19 protein-coding genes are annotated in these 22899 nt (G+C 69.0%); 13 read left to right on the top strand and 6 right to left on the bottom strand.

Annotation, left to right across the window (positions count from 1 at the left end; translation table 11 throughout):
• The first annotated feature begins 257 nt into the window (after positions 1 to 257).
• Together ileS and A5678_RS06295 are read left to right on the top strand one after the other, a co-directional pair.
• Positions 258 to 3383, top strand: a complete 3126-nt coding sequence (ileS, locus tag A5678_RS06290) for an isoleucine--tRNA ligase (RefSeq protein WP_068039969.1) — start codon at positions 258 to 260, stop codon at positions 3381 to 3383.
• 128 nt (positions 3384 to 3511) lie between these two features.
• On the top strand, positions 3512 to 4231 hold the full coding sequence (locus tag A5678_RS06295) for a hypothetical protein (protein ID WP_068039971.1): 720 nt from the start codon (positions 3512 to 3514) through the stop codon (positions 4229 to 4231).
• Between the two features lie 65 nt (positions 4232 to 4296).
• Here the strand turns inward: A5678_RS06295 and A5678_RS06300 are convergent, their stop codons facing one another.
• On the bottom strand, positions 4297 to 4794 hold the full coding sequence (locus A5678_RS06300) for a hypothetical protein (RefSeq protein WP_068039973.1): 498 nt from the start codon (positions 4792 to 4794) through the stop codon (positions 4297 to 4299).
• Between the two features lie 49 nt (positions 4795 to 4843).
• On the opposite strand from A5678_RS06300, the gene A5678_RS06305 reads away from it, so the two are divergent.
• Positions 4844 to 6241, top strand: coding sequence for a DNA polymerase IV (locus A5678_RS06305; RefSeq protein ID WP_197502058.1), 1398 nt, complete (start codon positions 4844 to 4846; stop codon positions 6239 to 6241).
• Here the strand turns inward: A5678_RS06305 and A5678_RS06310 are convergent.
• On the bottom strand, positions 6206 to 7132 hold the full coding sequence (locus A5678_RS06310; RefSeq protein WP_068040199.1) for an asparaginase: 927 nt from the start codon (positions 7130 to 7132) through the stop codon (positions 6206 to 6208). The two genes, A5678_RS06305 and A5678_RS06310, sit on opposite strands and share 36 nt — an antisense overlap.
• 70 nt (positions 7133 to 7202) lie before the next feature.
• Here A5678_RS06310 and lspA point away from each other — a divergent pair, with 70 nt between their 5' ends.
• Both lspA and A5678_RS06320 read left to right on the top strand, forming a co-directional pair.
• Positions 7203 to 7844, top strand: a complete 642-nt coding sequence (gene lspA / locus A5678_RS06315; protein WP_068039977.1) for a signal peptidase II — start codon at positions 7203 to 7205, stop codon at positions 7842 to 7844.
• Complete coding sequence (locus tag A5678_RS06320; protein ID WP_068039980.1) at positions 7841 to 8767, top strand: RluA family pseudouridine synthase; 927 nt, start codon at positions 7841 to 7843, stop codon at positions 8765 to 8767. Before lspA ends, A5678_RS06320 begins: the two co-directional genes overlap by 4 nt.
• Here the strand turns inward: A5678_RS06320 and A5678_RS06325 are convergent, their stop codons facing one another.
• The gene (locus tag A5678_RS06325) at positions 8768 to 9526 is read right to left on the bottom strand and encodes a class I SAM-dependent methyltransferase (protein WP_068040202.1); all 759 of its coding nucleotides are present in this window, start codon (positions 9524 to 9526) and stop codon (positions 8768 to 8770) included.
• Positions 9527 to 9547: 21 nt separating this feature from the next.
• Positions 9548 to 10177, bottom strand: coding sequence for a lysozyme inhibitor LprI family protein (locus A5678_RS06330; protein ID WP_068039982.1), 630 nt, complete (start codon positions 10175 to 10177; stop codon positions 9548 to 9550).
• Between the two features lie 391 nt (positions 10178 to 10568).
• Here A5678_RS06330 and A5678_RS06335 point away from each other — a divergent pair, with 391 nt between their 5' ends.
• The 4 genes from A5678_RS06335 (at position 10569) to dnaE (ending at position 16661) form a co-directional block, all read left to right on the top strand.
• Positions 10569 to 11609: an SDR family NAD(P)-dependent oxidoreductase gene (locus tag A5678_RS06335; protein WP_068039984.1), complete on the top strand. Its 1041-nt coding sequence runs from the start codon at positions 10569 to 10571 to the stop codon at positions 11607 to 11609.
• A gap of 4 nt (positions 11610 to 11613) precedes the next feature.
• Positions 11614 to 12417: an SDR family oxidoreductase gene (locus A5678_RS06340; RefSeq protein ID WP_068039986.1), complete on the top strand. Its 804-nt coding sequence runs from the start codon at positions 11614 to 11616 to the stop codon at positions 12415 to 12417.
• A 202-nt stretch (positions 12418 to 12619) separates the two neighbouring features.
• Positions 12620 to 13051 (top strand): SRPBCC family protein, encoded by a 432-nt coding sequence (locus A5678_RS06345; RefSeq protein ID WP_068039988.1) that lies wholly within the window; start codon positions 12620 to 12622, stop codon positions 13049 to 13051.
• A gap of 67 nt (positions 13052 to 13118) precedes the next feature.
• Positions 13119 to 16661, top strand: a complete 3543-nt coding sequence (gene dnaE, locus A5678_RS06350) for a DNA polymerase III subunit alpha (RefSeq protein WP_068039991.1) — start codon at positions 13119 to 13121, stop codon at positions 16659 to 16661.
• Positions 16662 to 16796: 135 nt separating this feature from the next.
• Here the strand turns inward: dnaE and A5678_RS06355 are convergent, their stop codons facing one another.
• Positions 16797 to 17726, bottom strand: coding sequence for an MBL fold metallo-hydrolase (locus tag A5678_RS06355; protein WP_068039994.1), 930 nt, complete (start codon positions 17724 to 17726; stop codon positions 16797 to 16799).
• A complete protein-coding gene (locus tag A5678_RS06360; RefSeq protein ID WP_068039996.1) occupies positions 17723 to 18169 on the bottom strand; it encodes a PPOX class F420-dependent oxidoreductase in 447 nt (148 codons plus the stop codon). The genes A5678_RS06355 and A5678_RS06360 overlap by 4 nt, the downstream gene beginning before the upstream one ends.
• 53 nt (positions 18170 to 18222) lie before the next feature.
• Between A5678_RS06360 and A5678_RS06365 the strand changes: the two genes are divergently transcribed.
• The 4 genes from A5678_RS06365 (at position 18223) to A5678_RS06380 (ending at position 22883) form a co-directional block, all read left to right on the top strand.
• Complete coding sequence (locus A5678_RS06365) at positions 18223 to 18612, top strand: helix-turn-helix domain-containing protein (protein ID WP_068039999.1); 390 nt, start codon at positions 18223 to 18225, stop codon at positions 18610 to 18612.
• A 13-nt stretch (positions 18613 to 18625) separates the two neighbouring features.
• Entirely contained in the window at positions 18626 to 19102 is a 477-nt protein-coding gene (locus A5678_RS06370) for a VOC family protein (RefSeq protein WP_068040003.1), read from the top strand.
• Between the two features lie 65 nt (positions 19103 to 19167).
• The gene (fadD11, locus tag A5678_RS06375) at positions 19168 to 20994 is read left to right on the top strand and encodes a fatty acid--CoA ligase FadD11 (RefSeq protein WP_068040004.1); all 1827 of its coding nucleotides are present in this window, start codon (positions 19168 to 19170) and stop codon (positions 20992 to 20994) included.
• Positions 20991 to 22883, top strand: a complete 1893-nt coding sequence (locus tag A5678_RS06380; protein WP_068040006.1) for a lysophospholipid acyltransferase — start codon at positions 20991 to 20993, stop codon at positions 22881 to 22883. The genes fadD11 and A5678_RS06380 overlap by 4 nt, the downstream gene beginning before the upstream one ends.
• Positions 22884 to 22899 lie beyond the last annotated feature (16 nt).

Below are 22899 nucleotides of genomic sequence, written 5' to 3' on the forward strand. Positions count from 1 at the left end.
TGAGTAGAATCGACCCACTGGCGTTGATCCGGCATCACCGGGGAGCCTTCGGAAGAACAGCCGGCTTCTTTCTCTGGCCAGCTCAGTAGAACCGAACGGGTGGGCCCGTCACAGCCTCCAACGAGCGGCCACGCGACGGCGTGGCAAGCGGGGTGGTACCGCGGCGCTCGCGCAGGCAGCGCGTCGTCGTCCCCAACAGGCGCTACCAGTGCCCAACGGCACTGAGGCACAGGAGACGACGCACAAAGTGATTTCAAGTGACCGAGAACACTGACGTCAAGGCCTATCCGAAGCTGGCCGGCGGCGCGCCCGACTTCCCGGCCCTCGAACTCGAGGTCCTCGACTACTGGGCCCGCGACGACACCTTCCGGGCCAGCATCGCCCGCCGCGACGGCGCCCCGGAATACGTCTTCTACGACGGCCCGCCCTTCGCCAACGGGCTCCCGCACTATGGGCACCTGCTCACCGGCTACGTGAAGGACATCGTCCCGCGGTACCGCACCATGCGCGGCTACAAGGTGGAGCGCCGGTTCGGCTGGGACACGCACGGGTTGCCCGCCGAACTCGAGGTCGAGCGTCAGCTGGGCATCAACGACAAATCGCAGATCGACGACATGGGGATTGCCGCGTTCAACGACGCGTGCCGCGAATCGGTGCTGCGCTACACCGACGAGTGGCAGGCCTATGTGACCCGTCAGGCCCGCTGGGTCGATTTCGACAACGACTACAAGACGCTCGACCTGTCCTACATGGAGTCGGTGATCTGGGCGTTCAAGCAACTGTGGGACAAGGGCCTGGCCTACGAGGGCTACCGCGTCCTGCCCTACTGCTGGCGTGACGAAACCCCGCTGTCCAACCACGAATTGCGCATGGACGACGACGTCTACCAGAGCCGCCAAGACCCCGCGCTCACCGTCGGGTTCAAAGTGATCGGCGGCGCTCTGGACGGCGCGCACCTGCTGGTGTGGACGACGACGCCGTGGACGCTGCCGTCGAACCTGGCGGTCGCCGTCAATCCCGAGGTCACCTATGTCGAGGTCCGGTCCGGCGACCATCGTTTCGTGCTGGCCCAGCCGAGGCTGGCCGCCTACGCGCGCGAGCTGGGGGACGAACCCGAGGTGCTGGGCACATATCGCGGGGCCGACCTGCTCGGCACGCGCTATTTGCCGCCGTTCCCGTATTTCATGGACAGCCCCAAGGCTTTTCAGGTACTGCCCGGGGAGTTCGTCACCACCGAGGACGGCACCGGCATCGTCCACATGGCACCGGCCTACGGCGAGGATGACATGGCGACCACCGAAAAGGTCGGCATCGTGCCCGTCACCCCGGTCGATTCCAAGGGCCGTTTCGACGCACGAGTTCCGGATTACCAGGGGCAGCACGTCTTTGACGCCAACCCGCACATCATCCGCGACCTGAAGAACGGCACCGGCCCGGCGGCGGCCAACGGCGCGGTGCTCCTGCGCCACGAGACCTACGAGCACCCGTACCCGCACTGCTGGAGGTGCCGCAATCCGCTGATCTACCGCGCCGTCTCGTCCTGGTTCGTCACGGTCACCGCGTTCCGCGACCGGATGGTCGAACTCAACCAGCAGATCACCTGGTACCCCGAACACGTCAAGGACGGCCAGTTCGGCAAGTGGCTGCAGGGCGCCCGCGACTGGTCGATCTCGCGAAACCGCTACTGGGGCAGTCCCATCCCGGTGTGGAAGTCCGACGACCCGGCCTATCCCCGCATCGACGTCTACGGCAGCCTCGACGAGCTGGAGCGCGACTTCGGGGTGCGGCCCACCAACCTGCACCGGCCCTACATCGATGAGCTGACTCGCCCCAATCCCGACGACCCGACCGGCCGCAGCACCATGCGGCGCATCCCCGATGTGCTCGACGTGTGGTTCGACTCGGGCTCCATGCCGTATGCCCAGGTGCACTATCCGTTCGAGAACGGGGAGTGGTTCGACAGCCACTATCCCGGCGATTTCATCGTCGAATACATCGGGCAGACCCGCGGCTGGTTCTACACGTTGCACGTGCTGGCCACCGCGCTGTTCGACCGGCCGGCCTTCAAGACCTGTGTCGCGCACGGGATCGTGCTGGGCTCCGACGGGCAGAAGATGAGCAAGTCGCTGCGCAACTACCCGGACGTGTCGGAGGTGTTCGACCGCGACGGTTCCGACGCCATGCGGTGGTTCCTGATGGCCTCGCCGATCCTGCGCGGCGGCAACCTGATCGTCACCGAGCAGGGCATCCGCGAGGGCGCGCGCCAGGTCCTGCTGCCGCTCTGGAACGCCTACAGCTTCCTGGCCCTGTACGCGCCCAAAGTCGGCACCTGGCGCACCGATTCGCGGCAGATCCTGGACCGCTACATCCTGGCCAAGCTCGCCGAGTTGCGCGACAACCTCACCCGCGAGATGGACACCTGCGACATCTCCCGGGCCTGCGAGCACCTGCGCCAGTTCACCGAGGCGTTGACGAATTGGTATGTGCGCCGGTCGCGTTCGCGGTTCTGGGAGGAAGACGCCGACGCCATCGACACCCTGCACACCGTGCTCGAGGTGACCTCGCGACTGGCCGCGCCGCTGCTTCCGTCGGCGACCGAGATCATCTGGCGTGGTCTCACCGGGGGGCGGTCGGTGCATCTGACCGATTGGCCGGATGCGGAAGCGCTGCCCGCGGACCCCGGCCTGGTCGCCGCGATGGATCAGGTCCGCGAGGTGTGCTCGGCCGCGTCGTCGCTGCGCAAGGCGAAGAAGCTGCGGGTGCGCCTGCCGCTGCCGAAACTGACTGTCGCCGTGGACAATCCACAACGGTTGGAGCCGTTCGTCGACCTGATCGCCGACGAGCTCAACGTCAAGAGCGTCGAGCTGACCGACGCGATCGACACCTACGGCTCCTTCGAGCTCACGGTCAACGCCCGGGTTGCCGGGCCGCGGCTGGGCAAGGACGTGCAGGCCGCGATCAAGGCGGTGAAGGCGGGGGAGGGCGTCGTCAACCCCGACGGCACGCTGACCGCGGGTCCCGCCGTGCTGCAACCCGAGGAGTACAGCTCGCGGCTGGTCGCCGCCGACCCGGAGTTCACCGCGGCGCTGCCCGACGGGGCCGGGCTGGTGGTGCTGGACGGGACCGTCACCCCGGAGCTGGAGGCCGAGGGTTGGGCCAAGGACCGCATCCGCGAGCTGCAGGAGCTGCGCAAGTCGACCGGCCTGGACGTGTCCGACCGGATCTCGGTGGTGATGTCGGTGCCGGCCGAGCGGGCGGACTGGGCGCGCACGCACCGCGACCTGATCGCCGGTGAGATCCTGGCCACGAGTTTCGAATTCGGCGAACCGGCCGACGGCGCAGACATCGGCGACGGCGTGCGGGTGAGCATCGCCAAGGCCTAGCAGCTGAGGACTCCGGTCGCGGGTTCTGGGAAAAAAGTTCCGAAAAAAGTGTCCGCCCGAGCCGGGTTGGCTGCTCCTACCTGTGACGGCGGCCCGCCGGGGGTCGCGACCACAGTTAAGGAACCGCCATGAGCATCATCGAAGACTTCCAGTCGACGACGTTCGCCGCCCTCCCGCACGAAGATCTGACCGTCGCCGAGGCGTGGGCGTCGAGCCCGCTGGGCGACCCCTCGATCGAGGACGGTTCCCTGGCCGAGCCCGTCGAGTTTGAGGACTCTGCGACCGCGAAGCCACGCTCGAGGTGGAAGAACGCCCTGGTGGCCGGTGCCGTGGTCGCGGCGCTCGGAGCGGTAGCCGGGCTCGGCCTGCTGTTCATCAACGGGTTGGGTTCGAAGGAGCAGAAGCCTGCCGTGGTGGTTCCGAATTCCAGCGTCGGTTCGGTGACGCCGGCCCCCAGCGCCGTTGCGCCGCCGCCCGTTGCGCCGCCCCCGCCGTCGGCGGCCACCCCACCCGACACCGGGCACGTCTCGCCCGCACCGGTGAGCGGTGGGGACGCGCCCGTCGTGATCGTGCCCGCACCGGCACCCGCGGCGCCCCCGGCCGATCCGGGCGCCCCGCCGCCCCCTCCCAATGTGACCGTCAACGTCCCGCCGGTGATAGTGCCGGTGCCCGTTCCGGTACCGGTGCCGCCCCAGCACGGTGGCAGCCAGCCGCCGCCGAGCGGTACCGGCCACCCGCCGATCCAGTGTTTCGCCTGCCACCCGCCGCAACCGGTCCAGCCGCAGCCGGTCCAGCCGCAGCCGATTCAGCCGCAGCCCATCCACCCGCGGCCGCTGCAGCATCCCTGAGGCAGCCGCCGGTGGGCCGCGAGCGTAACCACACTGCGAAATGCCGGCGAGATTTCGCAGTGTGGTTACGCTCGCGCGCGCAGCGCCCGGTGGGCGTGCGGCCAGAACGGCATGCCCGCCACCACGGTCGCGCCGGTGGCGATGAGTCCGATCGCGACGTCGACGCTCTCGCGGCCATCGCTCGCCCAGTACACGTCCTTGAGGTCCAGGAGCAGGGCGAGCTCGTCGACGATCATCGCGTTCGCGGCGCCGTACGCGACGGCCGCCGCGGGATGCCGCCGTTGCTTGTCGGTTCCGCGCAGTCCCAAGCCGCCCACCGCCGCCAGCATCCCGATCCCGATGTTGTAGTGGTGAAAGTGCTTCCCGCCCATGGACATACCACCACCCGACGGGCCATGGCCGGCGCGGATCCAGTGCGTGAGCGTCCGCAGTCCGGCGAACGTGAGGGTGAACGACGTCCAGGCCAGCACCGTGGCCTGCTCGCCGGGCTGCAGCCGCTGGTCCCATTGGTGGCGCAGCCGCTCCCACCGAGACCTCGGTGCGTCGGTGCCGTCAGCCTCCATACCAAACGACGCTAGACCAATAGCATTTTCCCTTGTGGAGTCCCGTTGGGTGCTGCACCTGGACATGGATGCGTTCTTCGCCTCGGTCGAACAACTCACCCGGCCGACGCTGCGCGGACGGCCGGTGCTGGTCGGCGGCCTGGGCGGCCGGGGCGTGGTGGCCGGGGCGAGCTACGAGGCCCGCGTGTACGGCGCCCGCTCGGCCATGCCGATGCACCAGGCCCGCCGCCTGATCGGCGTGACCGCGGTGGTGCTGCCGCCGCGCGGCGTGGTGTACGGCGTGGCCAGCCGGCGGGTCTTCGACACCGTCCGCATCGTGGTGCCGGTCGTCGAGCAGCTGTCGTTCGACGAGGGCTTCGGCGAACCGCCCGGCCTGGCGGGCGCGTCCGCCGAGGACGTCGAGGCGTTCTGCGAGGACCTGCGCCGACGGGTTCGCGACGAGACGGGCCTGATCGCCTCGGTCGGCGCCGGCTCGGGCAAGCAGATCGCCAAGATCGCGTCGGGTTTGGCCAAGCCCGACGGCATCCGGGTGGTCCGGCGCGCCGAGGAGCGGTCGCTGCTCGGCGCGTTGCCGGTGCGGCGATTGTGGGGCATCGGCCCGGTCGCCGAGGAGAAGCTGAATCGACTGGGCATCGACACGATCGGCCAGCTGGCCGCGCTGACCGACGCCGAGGCCGCCAACATCCTGGGCGCGACGATCGGGCCGGCGCTGCACCGCCTGGCGCTCGGCATCGACGACCGCCCCGTCGCCGAGCGCGCCGAGGCCAAGCAGATCAGCTCCGAGTCCACCTTCGCCGTCGACCTGACCAGCCTGGAGCAGCTGCGAGAGGCGATCGACCCGATCGCCGAGCACGCGCATCAACGCCTGCTGCGCGACGGCCGCGGCGCGCGCACGGTCACGGTGAAGCTGAAGAAATCCGACATGAGCACGCTGACCCGTTCGGCGACGTTGCCCTATGCGACGACCGAGCCAGGTGCGCTCGTCGCGGTGGCCCGGCGGCTGCTGCTCGACCCGCGTGAGATCGGGCCGATTCGCCTACTGGGCGTTGGTTTTTCGGGATTGAGCGACGTGCGCCAGGAGTCGCTGTTTCCCGACCTGGACCTGGTGGGAGAGGCGTCAGAGGGACAACAAGTCGAAACCGCGGCCGAGGCCATGTTCGCACCGGTGGCCGAAGCGGGCTCGCCGTGGCGGGTGGGCGACGACGTATCGCACCGCGAGCTCGGGCACGGCTGGGTGCAGGGAGCGGGCCACGGCGTGGTCACCGCGCGGTTCGAGACCCGCGCCTCGGGCCCGGGCCCGGCCCGGACGTTCCCCGCCGACACCGCCGAGCTGACCAAGGCCAACCCGGTCGATTCCCTGGACTGGCCGGACTACCTGGGCGCGCTGCAGGCCGTGGAAGCGGACGCGCCGTCAGCCCCAGCGGGCGATGACGTCGCCGACCGGTAGCTGCGCGGCCAGCGCGGCCATCATCAGCACCCGGGCCTGCGGCGGCCGCAGCGTGGGCACCATCACCGCGCCGGCGGCCACCATCTCGTGCCCGGGCCCGTAGCCGGCGCCCACCCGGCCGCCCGGGACGCGGGTGGACACCGCGACGGCGACCCCGGCCCGGCAGTGCCGGGCCACCGCCTCGACCACCGCGTCGCCGGCGTTGCCCGAACCCAGCGCCTCGAGCACCAGGCCCCGCGCCCCGGCGGCCACGCACGCGTCCAGGGCGACCCCGTCGCTGCCCAGGTAGGCGGCCACGATGTCCACCCGCGGCGCGTCCGCCGCGCTCAGCTCGCCGAGCTGGGGCCGCGTCTTGGTGCCGGCCAGCGTGACGCCGCCGTTCACCGTGCCGATCAGCTCACCGGCGAAGCCGCTCAGGTCGTTGGTCGCCACCTTGGTCAGGCCCAACGGCTGCAACACCCGGCCGGCGAAACACAGCAGGACGCCCAGGCCGCGGGCCGCGGGGTGGCCCGCCACGGCGAGCGCGGCGCGCAGGTTGGCCGGACCGTCGGCGTCGGGGGCGTCGGCGCTGCGCATCGCCCCGGTGAGGACCACCGGGAAGTCCCCGGCATGGGTGAGCTCGAGCCAGAGCGCGCTCTCCTCCATGGTGTCGGTGCCGTGGGTGACCACCACACCGTCGGCGCCGCCCTCGATCGCCGCCCGCACCGCGTCGCGGATCCGGTCCCAATCGGCCGGCACCAGCTGGGAGCTGTCCAGCGCCAGCACGTCGACGACGTCGACGTCCAGACCGGCCGCGAGGTCGGCCGCGCCGTACGAGGGCCGGTGCACGCCGTCGGCACCCGTGCCGGTCGATATCGTGCCTCCGGTGGCGATCACGGTGAGCCGGCCCATGATCAGATCATCGCGCACGCCGACCGCGAACTCCGGTCGGCCCGCGTCGGCATTGGGGGATGATGTGAGAGTGCCCGAGGAACCCACAGGATCCACTGAGCCCGTGACCTCAACCGATCAGGCCGAGGACGCCGCGGCCACCGACACACAGCGGCCGCCGAGGCGGCTGCGCCTCCTGCTGTCGGTCGCGGCGATCGTCTTGGCCCTGGACGTCGTCACCAAGGTGCTCGCCGTCAAGCTGCTGCCCCCCGGCCAGCCGGTGCCCATCATCGGCGACACGGTGACCTGGACGCTGGTGCGCAATTCCGGGGCCGCGTTCTCGATGGCGACCGGATACACCTGGGTGCTGACGCTGATTGCGACCGGCGTGGTGGTCGGCATCTTCTGGATGGGACGCCGGCTGGTGTCGCCCTGGTGGGCGGTCGGGCTGGGGATGATCCTGGGCGGCGCCATGGGCAACCTGGTCGATCGCTTCTTCCGGGCGCCCGGGCCGCTGCGCGGCCATGTCGTGGACTTCCTGTCGGTCGGCTGGTGGCCGGTGTTCAACGTCGCCGACCCCTCGGTGGTGGGCGGGGCCATCCTCTTGGTGGTGCTGTCGGTCTTCGGCTACGACTTCGACACCATTGGTCGGCGCAAGGCCGACAGCGACACCCCGGGTCGGCGCAAGGCCGACAGCGACACCCCGGGTCGGCGCAAGGCCGGCCAGCGTTGACCGACCGCTCGATGTCGGTCCCGGAGGGTCTGGCGGGCATGCGCGTGGATGCGGGGCTGGCCCGCTTGCTGGGGCTGTCCCGCAGCGCAGCGGCCGCCCTGGCCGAAGACGGCGGCGTGGAACTGGACGGCGTGCAGGCCGGCAAGTCCGACCGGCTGACCGGCGGCGCCTGGCTGCAGGTGCGCCTGCCCGAAGCCCCGGCGCCGGTGGAGAACACGCCCGTCGACATCGAGGGCATGACGATCCTGTATTCCGACGACGACATCGTCGCGGTCGACAAGCCGGCGGCGGTGGCCGCGCATGCGTCGGTGGGGTGGACGGGACCCACGGTGCTCGGCGGGCTGGCCGCCCTCGGCTACCGGATCACCACCTCGGGCGTGCCCGAGCGCCAGGGCATCGTGCATCGCCTCGACGTCGGAACCTCCGGCGTGATGGTGGTGGCGCTGTCCGAGCGCGCCTACACCGTGCTGAAGCGGGCGTTCAAACAACGCACGGTCGACAAGCGCTATCACGCGTTGGTGCAGGGGCATCCGGACCCGTCGAGCGGGACGATCGACGCGCCGATCGGGCGCCACCGCGGCGGCGAGTGGAAGTTCGCCGTCACCAAGGATGGCCGGCACAGCCTCACCCATTACGACACCATCGAAGCCTTTCACGCCGCCAGCCTGCTCGACGTGCACCTGGAAACCGGCCGCACGCACCAGATCCGGGTGCATTTCTCCGCGCTGCATCACCCGTGCTGCGGTGACCTCGTCTACGGAGCGGATCCGAAACTCGCGAGAAGGCTTGGGCTGGAACGGCAATGGCTGCACGCCCGGTCGCTGTCGTTCGCCCATCCGGCGGATGGCAGGCGGATGGAGATCGTCAGCCCCTACCCGGCCGATCTGCAGCACGCGCTGGACGTGCTGCGCGCCGAGGGCTGATCACCCCGACTTGCGCGCCTCGACGAGCAGCCGCACCGAGTGCGCGACGAACGGACCGTCGGCCTCGATGCGCTCGTGCAGTTCGCGCAGCCGCTCCCGGTAGGCCGCGACCGTGAAGTCCGGCACCGTCCAAATGACCTTGCGCAGGAAGTAGATAACGGCGCCGATGTCGAAGAACTCGGCCCGCATCCGTTCCATGCGCATATCGACGACGTCCATTCCGGCGGCCCGGGCCTCCGCGCTCTGGACGTCGGGGTCTAACTCGGCCCATTTTTCCGGCTGCGGCCCGATGAAGTATTCGACGAGCTCGGCCATGGTTGCCGGCCCGATCTGCTGAGCGAAGTAGGTGCCGCCCGGCCGCAGCACCCGGGCGATCTCGGCCCAGCGCACCGCGATGGGGTGGCGGCTGGTCACCAAGTCGAAAGCCGCGTCGCCGAACGGCAGCCGCGGCTCGTTCGCGGTCACCACGAGCACCACGCCGCGGGGATGCAGGCGTTGAGTGGCGAGGGCCGCGTTGGGCGGCCATGACTCGGTCGCGGCCATCGTGGGCGGGAACCTCTCGGCGCCGGCGAGCACCTCGCCGCCCCCGGTGTCGATGTCGCACGCCGCCGACACACTCGCCAGCCGTTGGCTCATCTGGCGCTGGTAACCCCACGACGGGCGTTCTTCGGTGGCCCGCCCGTCCAGCCAGGAGAAGTCCCAGCCGTCGACGGGGGCCGCGTCCGCCTCCGCCACGAGGTCGTCGAATGTGCGCCCCATGCCGAGCATGCTAGGCAGCGATCACGGCGCGCGACAGACGAATTTGGCGCCGTTCAGATCGAGCTTGACCTCGCCCTGGTGCTCCCAGTATTCGGAGCCCTGCCGGCCGTATCTGGCGCCGCTGCCCGACGGCTCGAGGAAGAGGATCTCCTGGTTGCCCTTCCAGTTGAGCACCGCCGCGGGCGGGTCGAACTCGTTGTAGAACTGCGCGGTCAGCGGCCCCGCGTCGGCGGGGCACTGGTAGGTGACGACGGGCGGGCTTAGGGTGCCGGGGTCGGCGATGCCCAACTGGACCAGCCGCGTCTGATACGCCTCGACCAGGCAGGTGTGCGCTTCGGGGTTCTGTGCGCAACCGTCGCGTGCGGTCGCCCAGCCGTTCTGCGCGGCGGTCAGCGCGCCCTGGTCCGCGTCGGGTCGCGCAATGGCTTGTTGGTACGCGGCCTGCATACGGTGGTCGAGGTCGGTCAGCTGCGGATCGCCGCACACCAGCTGCTGCGCCGGGTTGGCGGGTTTGGCGCAGTCGAGCGGCGCCGCGGTGGGCGGGGCGGTGGCGGTCGTCGTTCCAGTGGTGGTGCCGGCCGACGGCGGGGTCGTTTTCGCGCCGCAGGCACCCAGCACCAGGGCCGCGGCGATGACGGCGAGCAGTCGCATACGTGCTGACTACCGGTTGCAGGCCGCGCCTCGGGCGCGACACGCCGACATTGCCGCCAGGGTCGTGCGACCGGCCGCGGCTGCGGAAGCGCGCCAGAATTTTCATAAGCTCGATTGGAACATTTAGGCCTTGCCCGCCAGTTAGTTCGCGATCACGCGCGGATGTCCTTGCGTGACACGCGGATTGCCCATTCTTGACGGCCGTGTCGGCCGCGGCGTGAGGCGCGGGGCCCGCTTTACATGCCAGAAATGTGCATCGAGCCGGGGCGCTGATGTCCTAGGTTGGCTTAATGACTCGCGTCACATCATGCACACCGCCCCGCAAGGCGCTCATGGCCGACGGGCAGGCCGACTGCGGTCGGGGGGCCGACATCATCAGGAGCGAAAGCCGATGAACCTGGGTGACTTAACGAACCTCGTCGAAAAGCCGCTCGCGAACTTGGTGGAGAAGCCGATCGCGGCGGTGTCCCACATCGTCAACACGCCGAACTCCGCGGGCCGCTACCGCCCCTTCTATTTGCGGAATCTGGTCGACGCGGTCCAGGGCCGCACGCTCGACGAGGCCGTCAAGGGTAAGACCGTCCTGATCACCGGGGGATCGTCGGGCATAGGCGAGGCCGCCGCGAAGCGGATCGCGGAAGCGGGCGGCTCGGTGGTGCTGGTCGCGCGCACCCGGGAGAACCTCGAGAAGGTCGCCTCTGAAATCGAAGGCAACGGTGGCACCGCCCACGTCTACCCGTGCGACCTGTCCGACATGGACGCGATCGCCGCGATGGCCGATCAGGTGCTCTCCGACCTCGGGGGCGTCGACATCCTGATCAACAACGCGGGGCGGTCGATCCGGCGTTCGCTGGAGCTCTCCTACGACCGGATCCACGACTATCAGCGCACCATGCAGCTGAACTACCTGGGCGCGGTCCAGCTCATCCTCAAATTCATTCCGGGGATGCGCGAACGCGGGTTCGGGCACATCATCAACGTCTCATCGGTGGGCGTGCAGACCCGCGCGCCGCGCTTCGGCGCCTACATCGCCAGCAAGGCCGCGCTGGACAGCCTGTGCGACTCCCTGCAGGCCGAGACCGTGAACGACGGGGTGAAGTTCACCACCGTGCACATGGCCCTGGTGCGCACGCCGATGATCAGCCCGACCACGCTGTACGACAAGTTCCCGGCGCTGACGCCGGATCAGGCGGCCGGGGTGATCGCGGACGCCATCGTGCACCGGCCGCGGCGGGCCAGCTCGCCGTTCGGGCAATTCGCGGCCGTCGCAGACGCGGTGAACCCGGCGGTGATGGACCGGGTGCGCAACCGGGCGTTCGCCATGTTTGGCGACTCCCACGCCGCCAAGGGCGACGAATCACCAAGCGAATCACCGGAATTCGACAAACGCAGCGAGACGTTTGTGCGCGCGACCCGCGGGATACATTGGTGACATCATGAGCCTTCCGAAGCCTGACATTCAGACCACCGTCGTGATCACCGGCGCCTCGTCCGGCATCGGCGCCGAACTGGCTCGCGGGCTGGCCCGCCGCGGCTTCCCGCTGCTGCTGGTCGCGCGGCGCCGGGAACGCCTCGACGAACTCGCCAACGAGGTGGGCCAGGAATACTCGGTGGCGGTCGAGGTGCTGCCGCTGGATCTCGGCGATCCCAAGGGCCGCGGGAAGCTGGCGGACCGGCTGCGCGCCGAGCCGATCGCCGGGCTGTGCAACAGCGCCGGGTTCGGCACCAGCGGGGTCTTTCACGAGCTGCCGCTCGAGCGCGAAAGCGAGGAGGTCACCCTCAACGCGCTGGCGTTGATGGAACTGACCCACGCGGCCCTGCCCGGCATGGTCGAGCGCGGAGCCGGCGCGGTGATGAACATCGCGTCGATCGCCGGTTTTCAGCCGGTGCCCTACATGGCGGTCTATTCGGCCACCAAGGCCTTCGTGCAGACCTTCTCCGAAGCCGTGCACGAGGAGCTGCACGCGACGGGGGTGTCGGTCACATGTCTGTGCCCGGGGCCGGTCCCGACCGAATGGGCGGAGATCGCCAACGCCGAGCGGTACAGCATTCCCATCGCGCAGGTCTCGCCGCAGGACGTCGCCGAGGCGGCCATCGGCGGGATGCTGGCCGGCAGGCGCACCGTGGTGCCCGGCGTCGTACCCAAGGTCGTGAGCACCGGCGGCCGGTTCGTGCCGCGCAGCCTGCTGCTGCCCGGAATCCGGATCGGCAACCGCTTCCGCGGGGGACCCAACCGCTGAGCTTGCGTCGCGGTCGTCCGGTCACAGCCGTCACTTCCGTCGCTGCGCCGGGCGATCGACGATGTGCCCGCCTCACAGCGACAAAATCGGCTACCGCGCACGGCATCTTCACAGTCGCTATGAGGCGGGCACAAAGCCGCATCCCCCCGTTTCGGGGGCGGGAGTGGCGGATGTGACGAAGCCGCCGCGCTAGGCTCCGCTCATGGCCGCTGTTGACCTGACCGCCGATATGCCGATGAGCCCGCAGGAGATGTGGGACCGCGTCTCCGACCTGTCCGACCTGGGCGACTGGCTGGTGATGCACGAGGGGTGGCGCAGTGATCTGCCCGAGGAGCTCGGCGAGGGCGTCCAGGTGGTGGGCGTGGCCCGGGCGAAGGGTTTCCGCAACCGGGTGACGTGGACGGTGACCACGTGGGACCCGCCACATGAGGTCGGGCTGTCGGGGTCGGGCAAGGGCGGGGCCAAGTACGCCGTCACGCTCACCGTGCAGGCCGCCGAAGAGGGATCGACGCTGGGCCTGCGCCTTGAGCTGGGCGGCCGCGCGTTGTTCGGGCCGGTCGGTTCGGCGGCGGCCCGGGCCGTCAAGGGGGACGTGCAGAAGTCGTTGAAGAACTTCGTCGAGTTGTACGGCTGATCTCCCCACGACACACTTCGCGACACGCCCGAAAGGCGTCGGTCCTCGGTCATAGACTGGCGTCCCTATGAACCAGTCGTCCTTCGTGCACCTGCATAACCACACCGAGTACTCGATGCTGGATGGGGCCGCGAAGATCTCGCCGATGCTGGCCGAGGTGGAGCGGCTGCAGATGCCCGCGGTCGGGATGACCGACCACGGAAACATGTTCGGCGCCAGCGAGTTCTACAACGCGGCGACCAAGGCCGGCATCAAGCCGATCATCGGGGTCGAGGCGTACATCGCCCCGGGCTCGCGCTTCGACACCCGCCGGATCACGTGGGGCGACCCCGGCCAGAAGTCCGACGACGTGTCGGGCAGCGGCTCCTACACCCACCTGACGATGGTGGCCGAGAACGCCACCGGGCTGCGCAACCTGTTCAAGCTGTCGTCGTTGGCCTCCTTCGAGGGCCAGCTCGGCAAGTGGTCGCGCATGGACGCCGAGCTCATCGCCGAACACGCCGAGGGCATCATCGCCACCACGGGCTGCCCGTCGGGGGAGGTGCAGACCCGGCTGCGGCTGGGGCAGGACCGCGAGGCGCTGGAATCGGCCGCCAAGTGGCGCGAGATCTTCGGCGCGGACAACTATTTCCTCGAGCTGATGGACCACGGCCTGTCCATCGAGCAACGGGTCCGCGAGGGCCTGCTCGAGATCGGCCGCAAGCTCGGCATCCCGCCGCTGGCCACCAACGACTGCCATTACGTCACCCGCGACGCCGCCCACAACCATGAGGCGCTGCTGTGCGTGCAGACCGGCAAGACCCTCTCGGATCCGAACCGGTTCAAGTTCGACGGCGACGGCTACTACCTGAAGTCGGCCGCCGAGATGCGCCAACTCTGGGACGACCAGATTGCCGGCGCGTGCGACTCGACGCTGTTGATCGCCGAGCGGGTGCAGTCCTACGACGACGTGTGGGCACCGCGCGACCGGATGCCGATCTTCCCGGTGCCCGACGGGCACGACCAGGCGACCTGGCTGCACCACGAGGTGATGGCGGGACTGCGGCGACGTTTCCCGTCCGGCGTCGGCCAGGACTACATCGACCGGGCCGAGTACGAGATCAAGGTCATCTGCGACAAGGGCTTCCCGTCGTACTTCCTGATCGTCGCCGACCTGATCAACTACGCGCGGTCGGTCGACATCCGGGTGGGGCCCGGCCGCGGTTCGGCGGCCGGCTCGCTGGTGGCGTACGCCCTGGGCATCACCAACATCGACCCGATTCCCCACGGCCTGCTGTTCGAGCGGTTCCTCAACCCCGAGCGTCCGTCGGCACCCGACATCGACATCGACTTCGACGACCGTCGCCGCGGCGAGATGGTGCGCTACGCCGCCGACAAGTGGGGCCAGGACCGCGTCGCCCAAGTCATCACCTTCGGCACCATCAAAACCAAAGCGGCGCTGAAGGATTCGGCGCGGATCCACTACGGCCAGCCCGGCTTCGCCATCGCCGACCGGATCACCAAGGCGTTGCCGCCGCCGATCATGGCCAAGGACATCCCGCTGTCCGGCATCACCGACCCGGCGCACGAGCGGTACAAAGAGGCCGCCGAGGTGCGCGGCCTGATCGAAACCGACCCCGACGTCCGCACCATCTACCAGACCGCCCGCGGGCTGGAGGGCCTGATCCGCAACGCCGGCGTGCACGCCTGCGCCGTCATCATGAGCAGCGAGCCGCTCACCGAGGCCATCCCGCTGTGGAAGCGGCCGCAGGACGGCGCCATCATCACCGGCTGGGACTACCCGTCGTGCGAGGCCATCGGCCTGCTGAAGATGGACTTCCTTGGCCTGCGCAACCTGACGATCATCGGCGACGCGCTCGAGAACATCAAGGCCAACAGGGGAATCGACCTCGACCTGGAATCGGTGCCGCTCGACGACAAGCCCACCTACGAGCTGCTGGGCCGCGGCGACACCCTGGGCGTGTTCCAGCTCGACGGCGGCCCGATGCGCGACCTGCTGCGCCGCATGCAACCCACCGAGTTCAACGACATCGTCGCCGTGCTGGCGCTGTACCGCCCCGGCCCGATGGGCATGAACGCCCACAACGACTACGCCGACCGGAAGAACAACCGGCAGGCGATCAAGCCGATCCACCCGGAGCTCGAGGAACCGCTGCGCGAAATCCTCTCGGAGACTTATGGTCTGATCGTCTATCAAGAGCAGATCATGCTCATCGCCCAGAAGGTCGCCTCCTACACGATGGGTAAGGCCGACGCCCTGCGCAAGGCGATGGGCAAGAAGAAGCTCGAGGTGCTGGAGGCCGAGTACAAGGGCTTCTACGAAGGCATGACCGCCAACGGCTTCTCCGAAAAAGCGGTGAAGGCGTTGTGGGACACCATCCTTCCGTTCGCCGGCTATGCGTTCAACAAATCGCACGCCGCCGGCTACGGTCTGGTCTCCTACTGGACCGCCTACCTCAAGGCCAACTATCCGGCCGAATACATGGCCGGCCTGTTGACCTCGGTGGGCGACGACAAGGACAAGGCCGCGGTCTACCTGGCCGACTGCCGCAAGCTCGGCATCACGGTGCTGCCGCCGGACGTCAACGAGTCGCTGGTGAACTTCGCGTCGGTCGGTCAGGACATCCGCTTCGGGCTGGGCGCGGTGCGCAACGTCGGCGCCAACGTGGTCGGCTCGCTGATCAAGACCCGCAACGAGAAGGGCAAGTTCACCGACTTCTCCGACTACCTGAACAAGATCGACGTCTCGGCGTGCAACAAGAAGGTCACCGAGTCGCTGATCAAGGCGGGCGCGTTCGACTCGCTGAGCCATGCCCGCAAGGGCCTCTTCCTCGTGCACACCGACGCTGTCGATTCGGTGCTGGGCACCAAAAAGGCCGAGGCGATGGGGCAATTCGACCTCTTCGGCGGCTCCGATGGTGAGGCCGGCTGCACCGACTCTGTCTTCACCATCAAGGTGCCCGAAGACGAGTGGGAAGACAAGCACAAGCTGGCCCTGGAGCGGGAGATGCTCGGCCTGTACGTGTCCGGGCATCCGCTCAACGGCGTGGCGCACCTGCTGGCCGCCCAGGTGGACACCCAGATCCCGGCCATCCTGGACGGCGACGTCCCCAACGAGACACAGGTGCGGGTGGGCGGCATCCTGGCGTCGGTCAACCGGCGGGTCAACAAGAACGGGATGCCCTGGGCCTCAGCGCAATTGGAAGACCTCACCGGTGGCATCGAGGTGATGTTCTTCCCGCACGCCTACTCCACCTACGGCGCCGACATCGCCGACGACGCGGTGGTGCTGATCAACGCCAAGGTGGCCATCCGCGACGATCGCATCAGTTTGATCGCCAACGAGCTTGTGGTGCCGGACTTCTCCAACGCCCAGCCGAACCGGCCGATCGCGGTCAGCCTGCCCACCCGGCAGTGCACCATCGACAAGGTCAGCGCGCTCAAGCAGGTGCTGGCGCGCCACCCCGGCACCGCCCAGGTGCATCTGCGGCTCATCAGCGGGGACCGGATCACCACCCTCGAGCTGGACGCCTCGCTGCGGGTGACGCCCTCGCCCGCGCTGATGGGAGACCTCAAGGAGCTGCTCGGCCCGGGGTGCCTGGGCAGCTAGCGGCGATCGCAAGCGCGGCGGAGCCGGGCGCAGCGGGTCGCCGCCGGGAGCTAGCGGCGATCGCAAGCGCGGCGAGCGTGAAGTTACTCTAACGCTGGTGCCCCAACGTGAAAGTAACTTCACATTCGCGGTGCGCTAGGCGGTCAATCCCAGCGCCGCCTGATGGTCGTGGGTGGGAATGATCCTCACCGCATGCCGCGCCAGATGCAGCCGCTGCAGCGTCCGGAAGGCTTCGTCGCGATCCTCGTCCACCAAAACGCCCGGATAGCTTGACTTTTGGCGGACCTTTTCGATCTGCAGCCAGTGCCAGGCGGCGTCGCCGGCGATCAGGATCCACCCCCGCCCGGTGTGGGCGAGCACCCCGACGCTGCCCGGCGTGTGGCCGGGCAGGTCGACCAGGAGGACGGACTGGTCCCCGAACAGGTCGTGGCTTCGGGCGAAGGTCAGCACCGGCGGGCCGTCCAGCTCGTAGCCGACGACGGGCCGGCCGCGCAGCGAATCGCGGACACCGCCGACCGGCGCCACTGGGCCGGACCCGATCCAGTCCCGTTCTGTGCGGTGCAGGTGAACGGGGACGTCCGGCAGGTCGAGCAGACCGGACAAGTGGTCCCAGTGCGCGTGGGTCGGGAGGGCGAAATCCAACGCCGGTGGCTCCGCCAGCCGGGTCAGGGCCGTGATCGTAGGAACGGTGTCGGCGGGCGGACGGACCGCGACGCGCAGCACCGCCGGTAGCTGGGCGATCGCGCGGCGCTCGACGTCGCGGCACACGGCCGGGTCGACGATGAAGGTGGCGTCCGGATGGCCGACGATGAACGAGGTCATCGAGTTCCCGACGCGCCGGGGCGCGAACGTGCCCTCGACGATGGCCGCGGTCGGCACAGAGCGCGGCACCTGGGGCAGCGCGGTCACCGTGACGGTGCGTCGGGGCTCGGGCAATCCCGCGTCGGCGATGCTGCGCAGGAACCTCTGGTCGGGCCGTTTGGGGCGCACCGCGCCCCAAACCAATCCAGTTACGGCGGCGCAGCATTGGCGCAGGGTCGGGGAGCGGACGGGGTCGTGCGTCATGGCACGTCCACCCGGACGATGACACTGTCGGGCCACACGCCGCGGTCGCGCGCGCGGCTCAGCTTCTCGCGGACGCACAGGTCTTGGTGAACGTTGGTGACGCCCGGGACCTTGATCAGCGGCACGATGTTCCACTGCCAGCCATACCGCCGGTGCAGGACGCGGTTGGCCCGCTCGGCGTCGTCGCCCGACAGGATGGTGGCGCGGCCGGCCACCGTCTTTGCGCCGGGACGGACCCGGCCGCGATGGTCGCACGCGGTGAGTTCGACGTCTTGGCGCGTGGTCAGCCGCCTTGTCTTCGGCCCCACCTTGGTGCGGAACACCAGTGCGTCGCCGTCCAGCCCGAACCAGATCGGGGTGTCGACGGGCGTGCCGTCGCAGCGGAACGATCGGAGCAGCGCGTAGCGTGCCGCGCCCAGCCCATCGAGTGAATGTGTGTGCATGACACCAGTCAACGACTTAGAGTTGGCTCTAAGTCAAGCCCGAAGGAGGGCCGATGAGCACACGGCTGACGATCGGCGAGGTGGCGCGCCAGGCCGGGGTCGCGGCGACCACGCTGCGGTACTACGAACAGATCGGCTTGGTGCCGCCACCGGGCCGGCTGGGCGGCCAACGCCGCTACGACGATTCGGTACTGGCCCGGCTCGAGGTGATCCGGCTCTGCAAATCGGCCGGCTTCGCGCTGGAGGAGATCCAGTTGCTGTTTGCCGACGACGCGCCGGGGCGGCCGGCCAGCCGCGCCCTGGCGGAGGCCAAACTCGCCGAAATCGATGCCCGGATGGAGTCGCTGGCCCGGGCAAGGGCGGTCATCGAGTGGGGCATGCGCTGCACGTGTCCCTCGATCGACTCGTGTACCTGTGGAATTCATACCGCGTTGCCCGCCTGAGCAAAGGAGCTCCATGAGTCAGCCGCACACCATCGCCGTGCAGAACTTCTCCCACGTCTGCATCGGCGTCTCCGACATCGAGGCGTCGCTGACGTTTTACACCGCCGTGCTGGGCATGGACGTCGTATTCGACGTCGAACTCGACGGGGCCGGCCTTGAATCGGTGACCGGCGGGGCAGCGCAACAGGGACGCATGGTCGGTGGGCTGATCGGTGCCGCCATGGTCGAGCTGCTGTCCCTGGGCCCGGTCCCCGAGTGTCCGAGCGGGCCGCACCTGGGCTACACCAACATCTCGTTCCGGGTCGACGACCTCGACGCCACCTTCGACGCCGTTCGGCGCGAACATCCCGACGTCCGGGCCGAGCCGCCCGTCGACATCGGTGGCGTCCGGATGTTCTTCATCTACGACCCCGACGGCACCCCGATCGAGCTGCTGGAGTTGCCCGCCGGCATATCAAGCACGCTGCAGCTCTGGCGCCCCGGCGGCTGAGCCCCGCTATTCCGTGCTCCGTGCTGACGGACGTACGCTCACGAGGCAGAGCTGAGAGGACGCACATGACGACAGCCGAACGCCCATCGACCTTATGCGAGGCCTTCCAGCGCAATGCGTCGATCGATCCGGATGCCGTCGCGCTCCGCACGCCCGGCGACACCCAGACCATGACGTGGCGCGAGCTCGCGGCGCAGGTGCGAAAGGTCACCGCCGGCCTGGCCGGCCTGGGTGTCCGGCGGGGCGACACGGTGTCGCTGATGATGGCCAACCGCATCGAGTTCTACCCCTTCGAGATCGGCGCCCAACACCTCGGCGCCACTTCGTTTTCGGTGTACAACACGCTGCCCGCCGAGCAGCTGACCTATCTGTTCGACAACGCCGGGACAAAGGTCGCGATCTGCGAGGAGCAGTACGTGGACCGGATCCGCGCCAGCGGCGCGACCATCGAGCACATCGTCTGCATCGACGGTTCGCCCCCCGGCACCATTTCGGTGGACGACCTATATGCCGCGGCGCAACCGGATTTCGACTTCGAGGCGACCTGGCGGGCGGTGCGGCCCGACGACGTCGTGACGCTCATCTATACCTCGGGGACCACCGGAAACCCCAAGGGCGTGGAGATGACGCACGCCCATCTGCTGTTCGAGGCGTATGCCCTCAACGCCGTCCTCCCGTCCCAGTTCGGCGACCGGGTCACGTCCTACCTGCCGACGGCCCACATCGCCGACCGGGTGATGGGTCTCTACGGATTGGAAGTATTCGGCGCCCAGGTCACGGTCGTCTCCGATATCCGCGCCATCGCCGCCGCCCTGCCCGACGTGCGGCCCACGGTGTGGGGCGGGGTGCCGCGGGTGTGGGAAAAGCTCAAGGCCGGAATCGAATTCGCCGTCAGCAACGAGACGGACGAGGTCAAGCGCCAGGCCTTGCAGTGGGCGATGTCGGTGGCGGGCAAGCGCGCCGCCGCCCTCCTGACGGGCGAGGCGACGCCGGACGAGCTGGCCGCCGAGTGGGCTCAGGCCGACGAGTTGGTGCTCTCGAAGCTGCGCGAGCGGCTTGGCTTCGGCGAACTCCGTTGGGCGGTCTCCGGTGCGGCTCCGATCCCGAAGGAGACGCTGGCGTTCTTCCTCGGCATCGGCATTCCGATCGCCGAGGTCTGGGGGATGTCGGAGCTGAGCTGCGTCGCCGCCGTCAGCCATCCTCGCGACGCGCGCCTGGGCACCGTCGGCAAGCTGCTGCCGGGGCTGGAGGGCAAGATCGCCGGCGACGGCGAATACCTGGTGCGCGGTCCGCTGGTGATGAAGGGCTACCGCAAGGAGCCCGCCAAGACCGCGGAGGCCATCGACGCCGACGGCTGGCTGCACACCGGCGACATCATCGACGTCGACGACCAGGGCTACCTGAGGATCATCGACCGCAAGAAGGAGTTGATCATCAATGCCGCCGGAAAGAACATGTCGCCGGCCAACATTGAGAACACCGTGCTGGCCGCTTGCCCGATGGTCGGCGTGATGATCACGATCGGTGACGGGCGGCCGTACAACACCGCGCTCATGGTCTTCGACGCCGAATCGGTCGGGCCGTACGCGGCCCAGCACGGCCTGGCCGACGCCTCGCCCGCGGCGCTGGCGAACCATCCCGAGGTCATCGCCCGGATAGCCGCGGGGGTGGCCGAGGGCAACGCCAAATTGTCACGGGTCGAACAGATCAAGCGCTTCCGGATAGTGCCCTCGCTCTGGGAGCCCGGGGGCGACGAGATCACGCTGACCATGAAGCTCAAGCGCAAGCCGATCATGGCGAAGTACGCGAGCGAGATCGAGGAACTGTACGCGCCCGAGTTACATCCGGACGTGCACGAGCCGGCGGCGGCAGCGACGGCGCAGTCGGCATGAGCGGGGGACCGGGGGGGACCGCGCGTGAGCTCGGGCGGCTGGGTGTGCGAAAGCTGTTGCAGCGCAGCGGTATTGTCGAGGAGTCGACCAAACCGCTGACGACCGACCCGGAGGAGGTTGTCCAGCTGCTCGCCGCCCCATGGTACGACGAGCGGCTCAGCCGGCTGGCCGACGAGCTCGGGCGGGACCTGGCGAGCGTGCGCGCCGAGGCGGCGTCTTACCTGCGGGAGATGGCGCCCTCGCTGGACGGCCGGGCGGTCAGCGCCTGGCGCAGCTTCAGTTGCTGGCTGATGCGGGCCTACGACATACTCGTCGACGAGGACCAGATCGCCCAGCTGCGCAAACTGGATCGCAAAGCGACACTGGCGTTTGCCTTTTCGCACCGCTCCTATCTGGACGGCCTGCTGCTGCCCGAGGTGATTCAGGCCAACCGGCTCTCGCCCGCGCTCACCTTCGGCGGGGCGAACCTCAACTTCTTTCCGATGGGGGCGTGGGCCAAGCGCACCGGCACGATCTTCATCCGGCGCCAGACCAAAGACATTCCCGTGTACCGGTTCGTGTTGCGCGCATTCGCCGCGCAGCTGGTCCAGAACCATGCCAACCTCACCTGGTCGATCGAAGGCGGCCGCACCCGGACCGGCAAGCTGCGGCCCCCGGTGTACGGGATCCTGCGCTACATCAGCGATGCCGTCGACGAAATCGACGGACCCGAGGTGTATTTGGTGCCGACCTCGATCGTGTACGACCAGCTGCACGAGGTCGAGGCCATGACCACGGAGGCCTACGGTGCGACGAAGCGGCCCGAGGACTTCCGTTTCCTGATCCGGCTGGCGCGACAGCAGAAAGAGCGGCTCGGCCGCGCGTACCTGGACTTCGGTGAGCCGCTGCCCCTGCGCAAGCGACTGGAGGAGCTGCGCGCCGAGGAGTCCGGAACGGGCACCGAGATCGAACGCATCGCGCTGGACGTCGAGCACCGGATCAACCGCGCGACGCCGGTCACCCCCACCGCGGTGGTGAGTCTCGCGCTGCTGGGCGCCGACCGCTCGTTGTCCATCAGCGAGGTGTTGGCCACCGTGCGGCCGCTGGCGAGCTACATCGCGGCGCGGAACTGGACGGTGGCGGGCGCCGCCGACCTGACGAATCGCTCGACCATTCGCTGGACGCTGCATCAGCTCGTCGCCTCGGGCGTTGTGAGCGTGTATGACGCCGGCACCGAACCGGTTTGGGGCATCGGGGCGGACCAGCACCTGGTCGCGGCGTTCTACCGCAACACCGCCATCCACATCGTGGTCGATCGCGCGATCGCCGAGACGGCGCTGCTGGCCGCCATCGAAGACGCCGAGGCCTCGGTGGACGGGCTGGTGCAACCGACGCGCGTCCGGGACGAGGCACTGGCCTTGCGCGAGTTGCTGAAATTCGAGTTCCTGTTCTCGGCGCGCGCGCAGTTCGAGAAGGAACTCGCGGACGAGGTGCGCCTGCTCGGGCGGGTGGAAGACACCAGCAAGGCCGCCAGCGCGGCCGACGTGCGCGGGCTACTGGAAAAGGCCGACCTGCTGTTGGCGCACCTGGTGTTGCGCCCATTCCTGGACGCCTACCACATCGTCGCCGACCGGTTGGCCGCCTTCGAGGACGAATCATTCGACGAGGACGCGTTTCTCGCCGAGTGCCTCGAGGTGGGCAAGCAGTGGGAACTGCAACGCAGGATCGCCAGCGCCGAGTCCAGGTCGATGGAGTTGTTCAAGACCGCGCTGCGGTTGGCCCGGCATCGCGAGCTGGTGGACGGTTTCGAGGATCTGGACATCGCCCATCGACGGCGCGAGTTCGCCGACGAGATCGCCACGGCGGTCCGGCGGGTCAACACCATCGCGGGCCTGGCCGGGACGCGGTAAACCGTGGTGCCCCGGT

This window comes from Mycobacterium sp. E2733, assembly GCF_001667585.1.
GTDB lineage: Bacteria > Actinomycetota > Actinomycetes > Mycobacteriales > Mycobacteriaceae > Mycobacterium.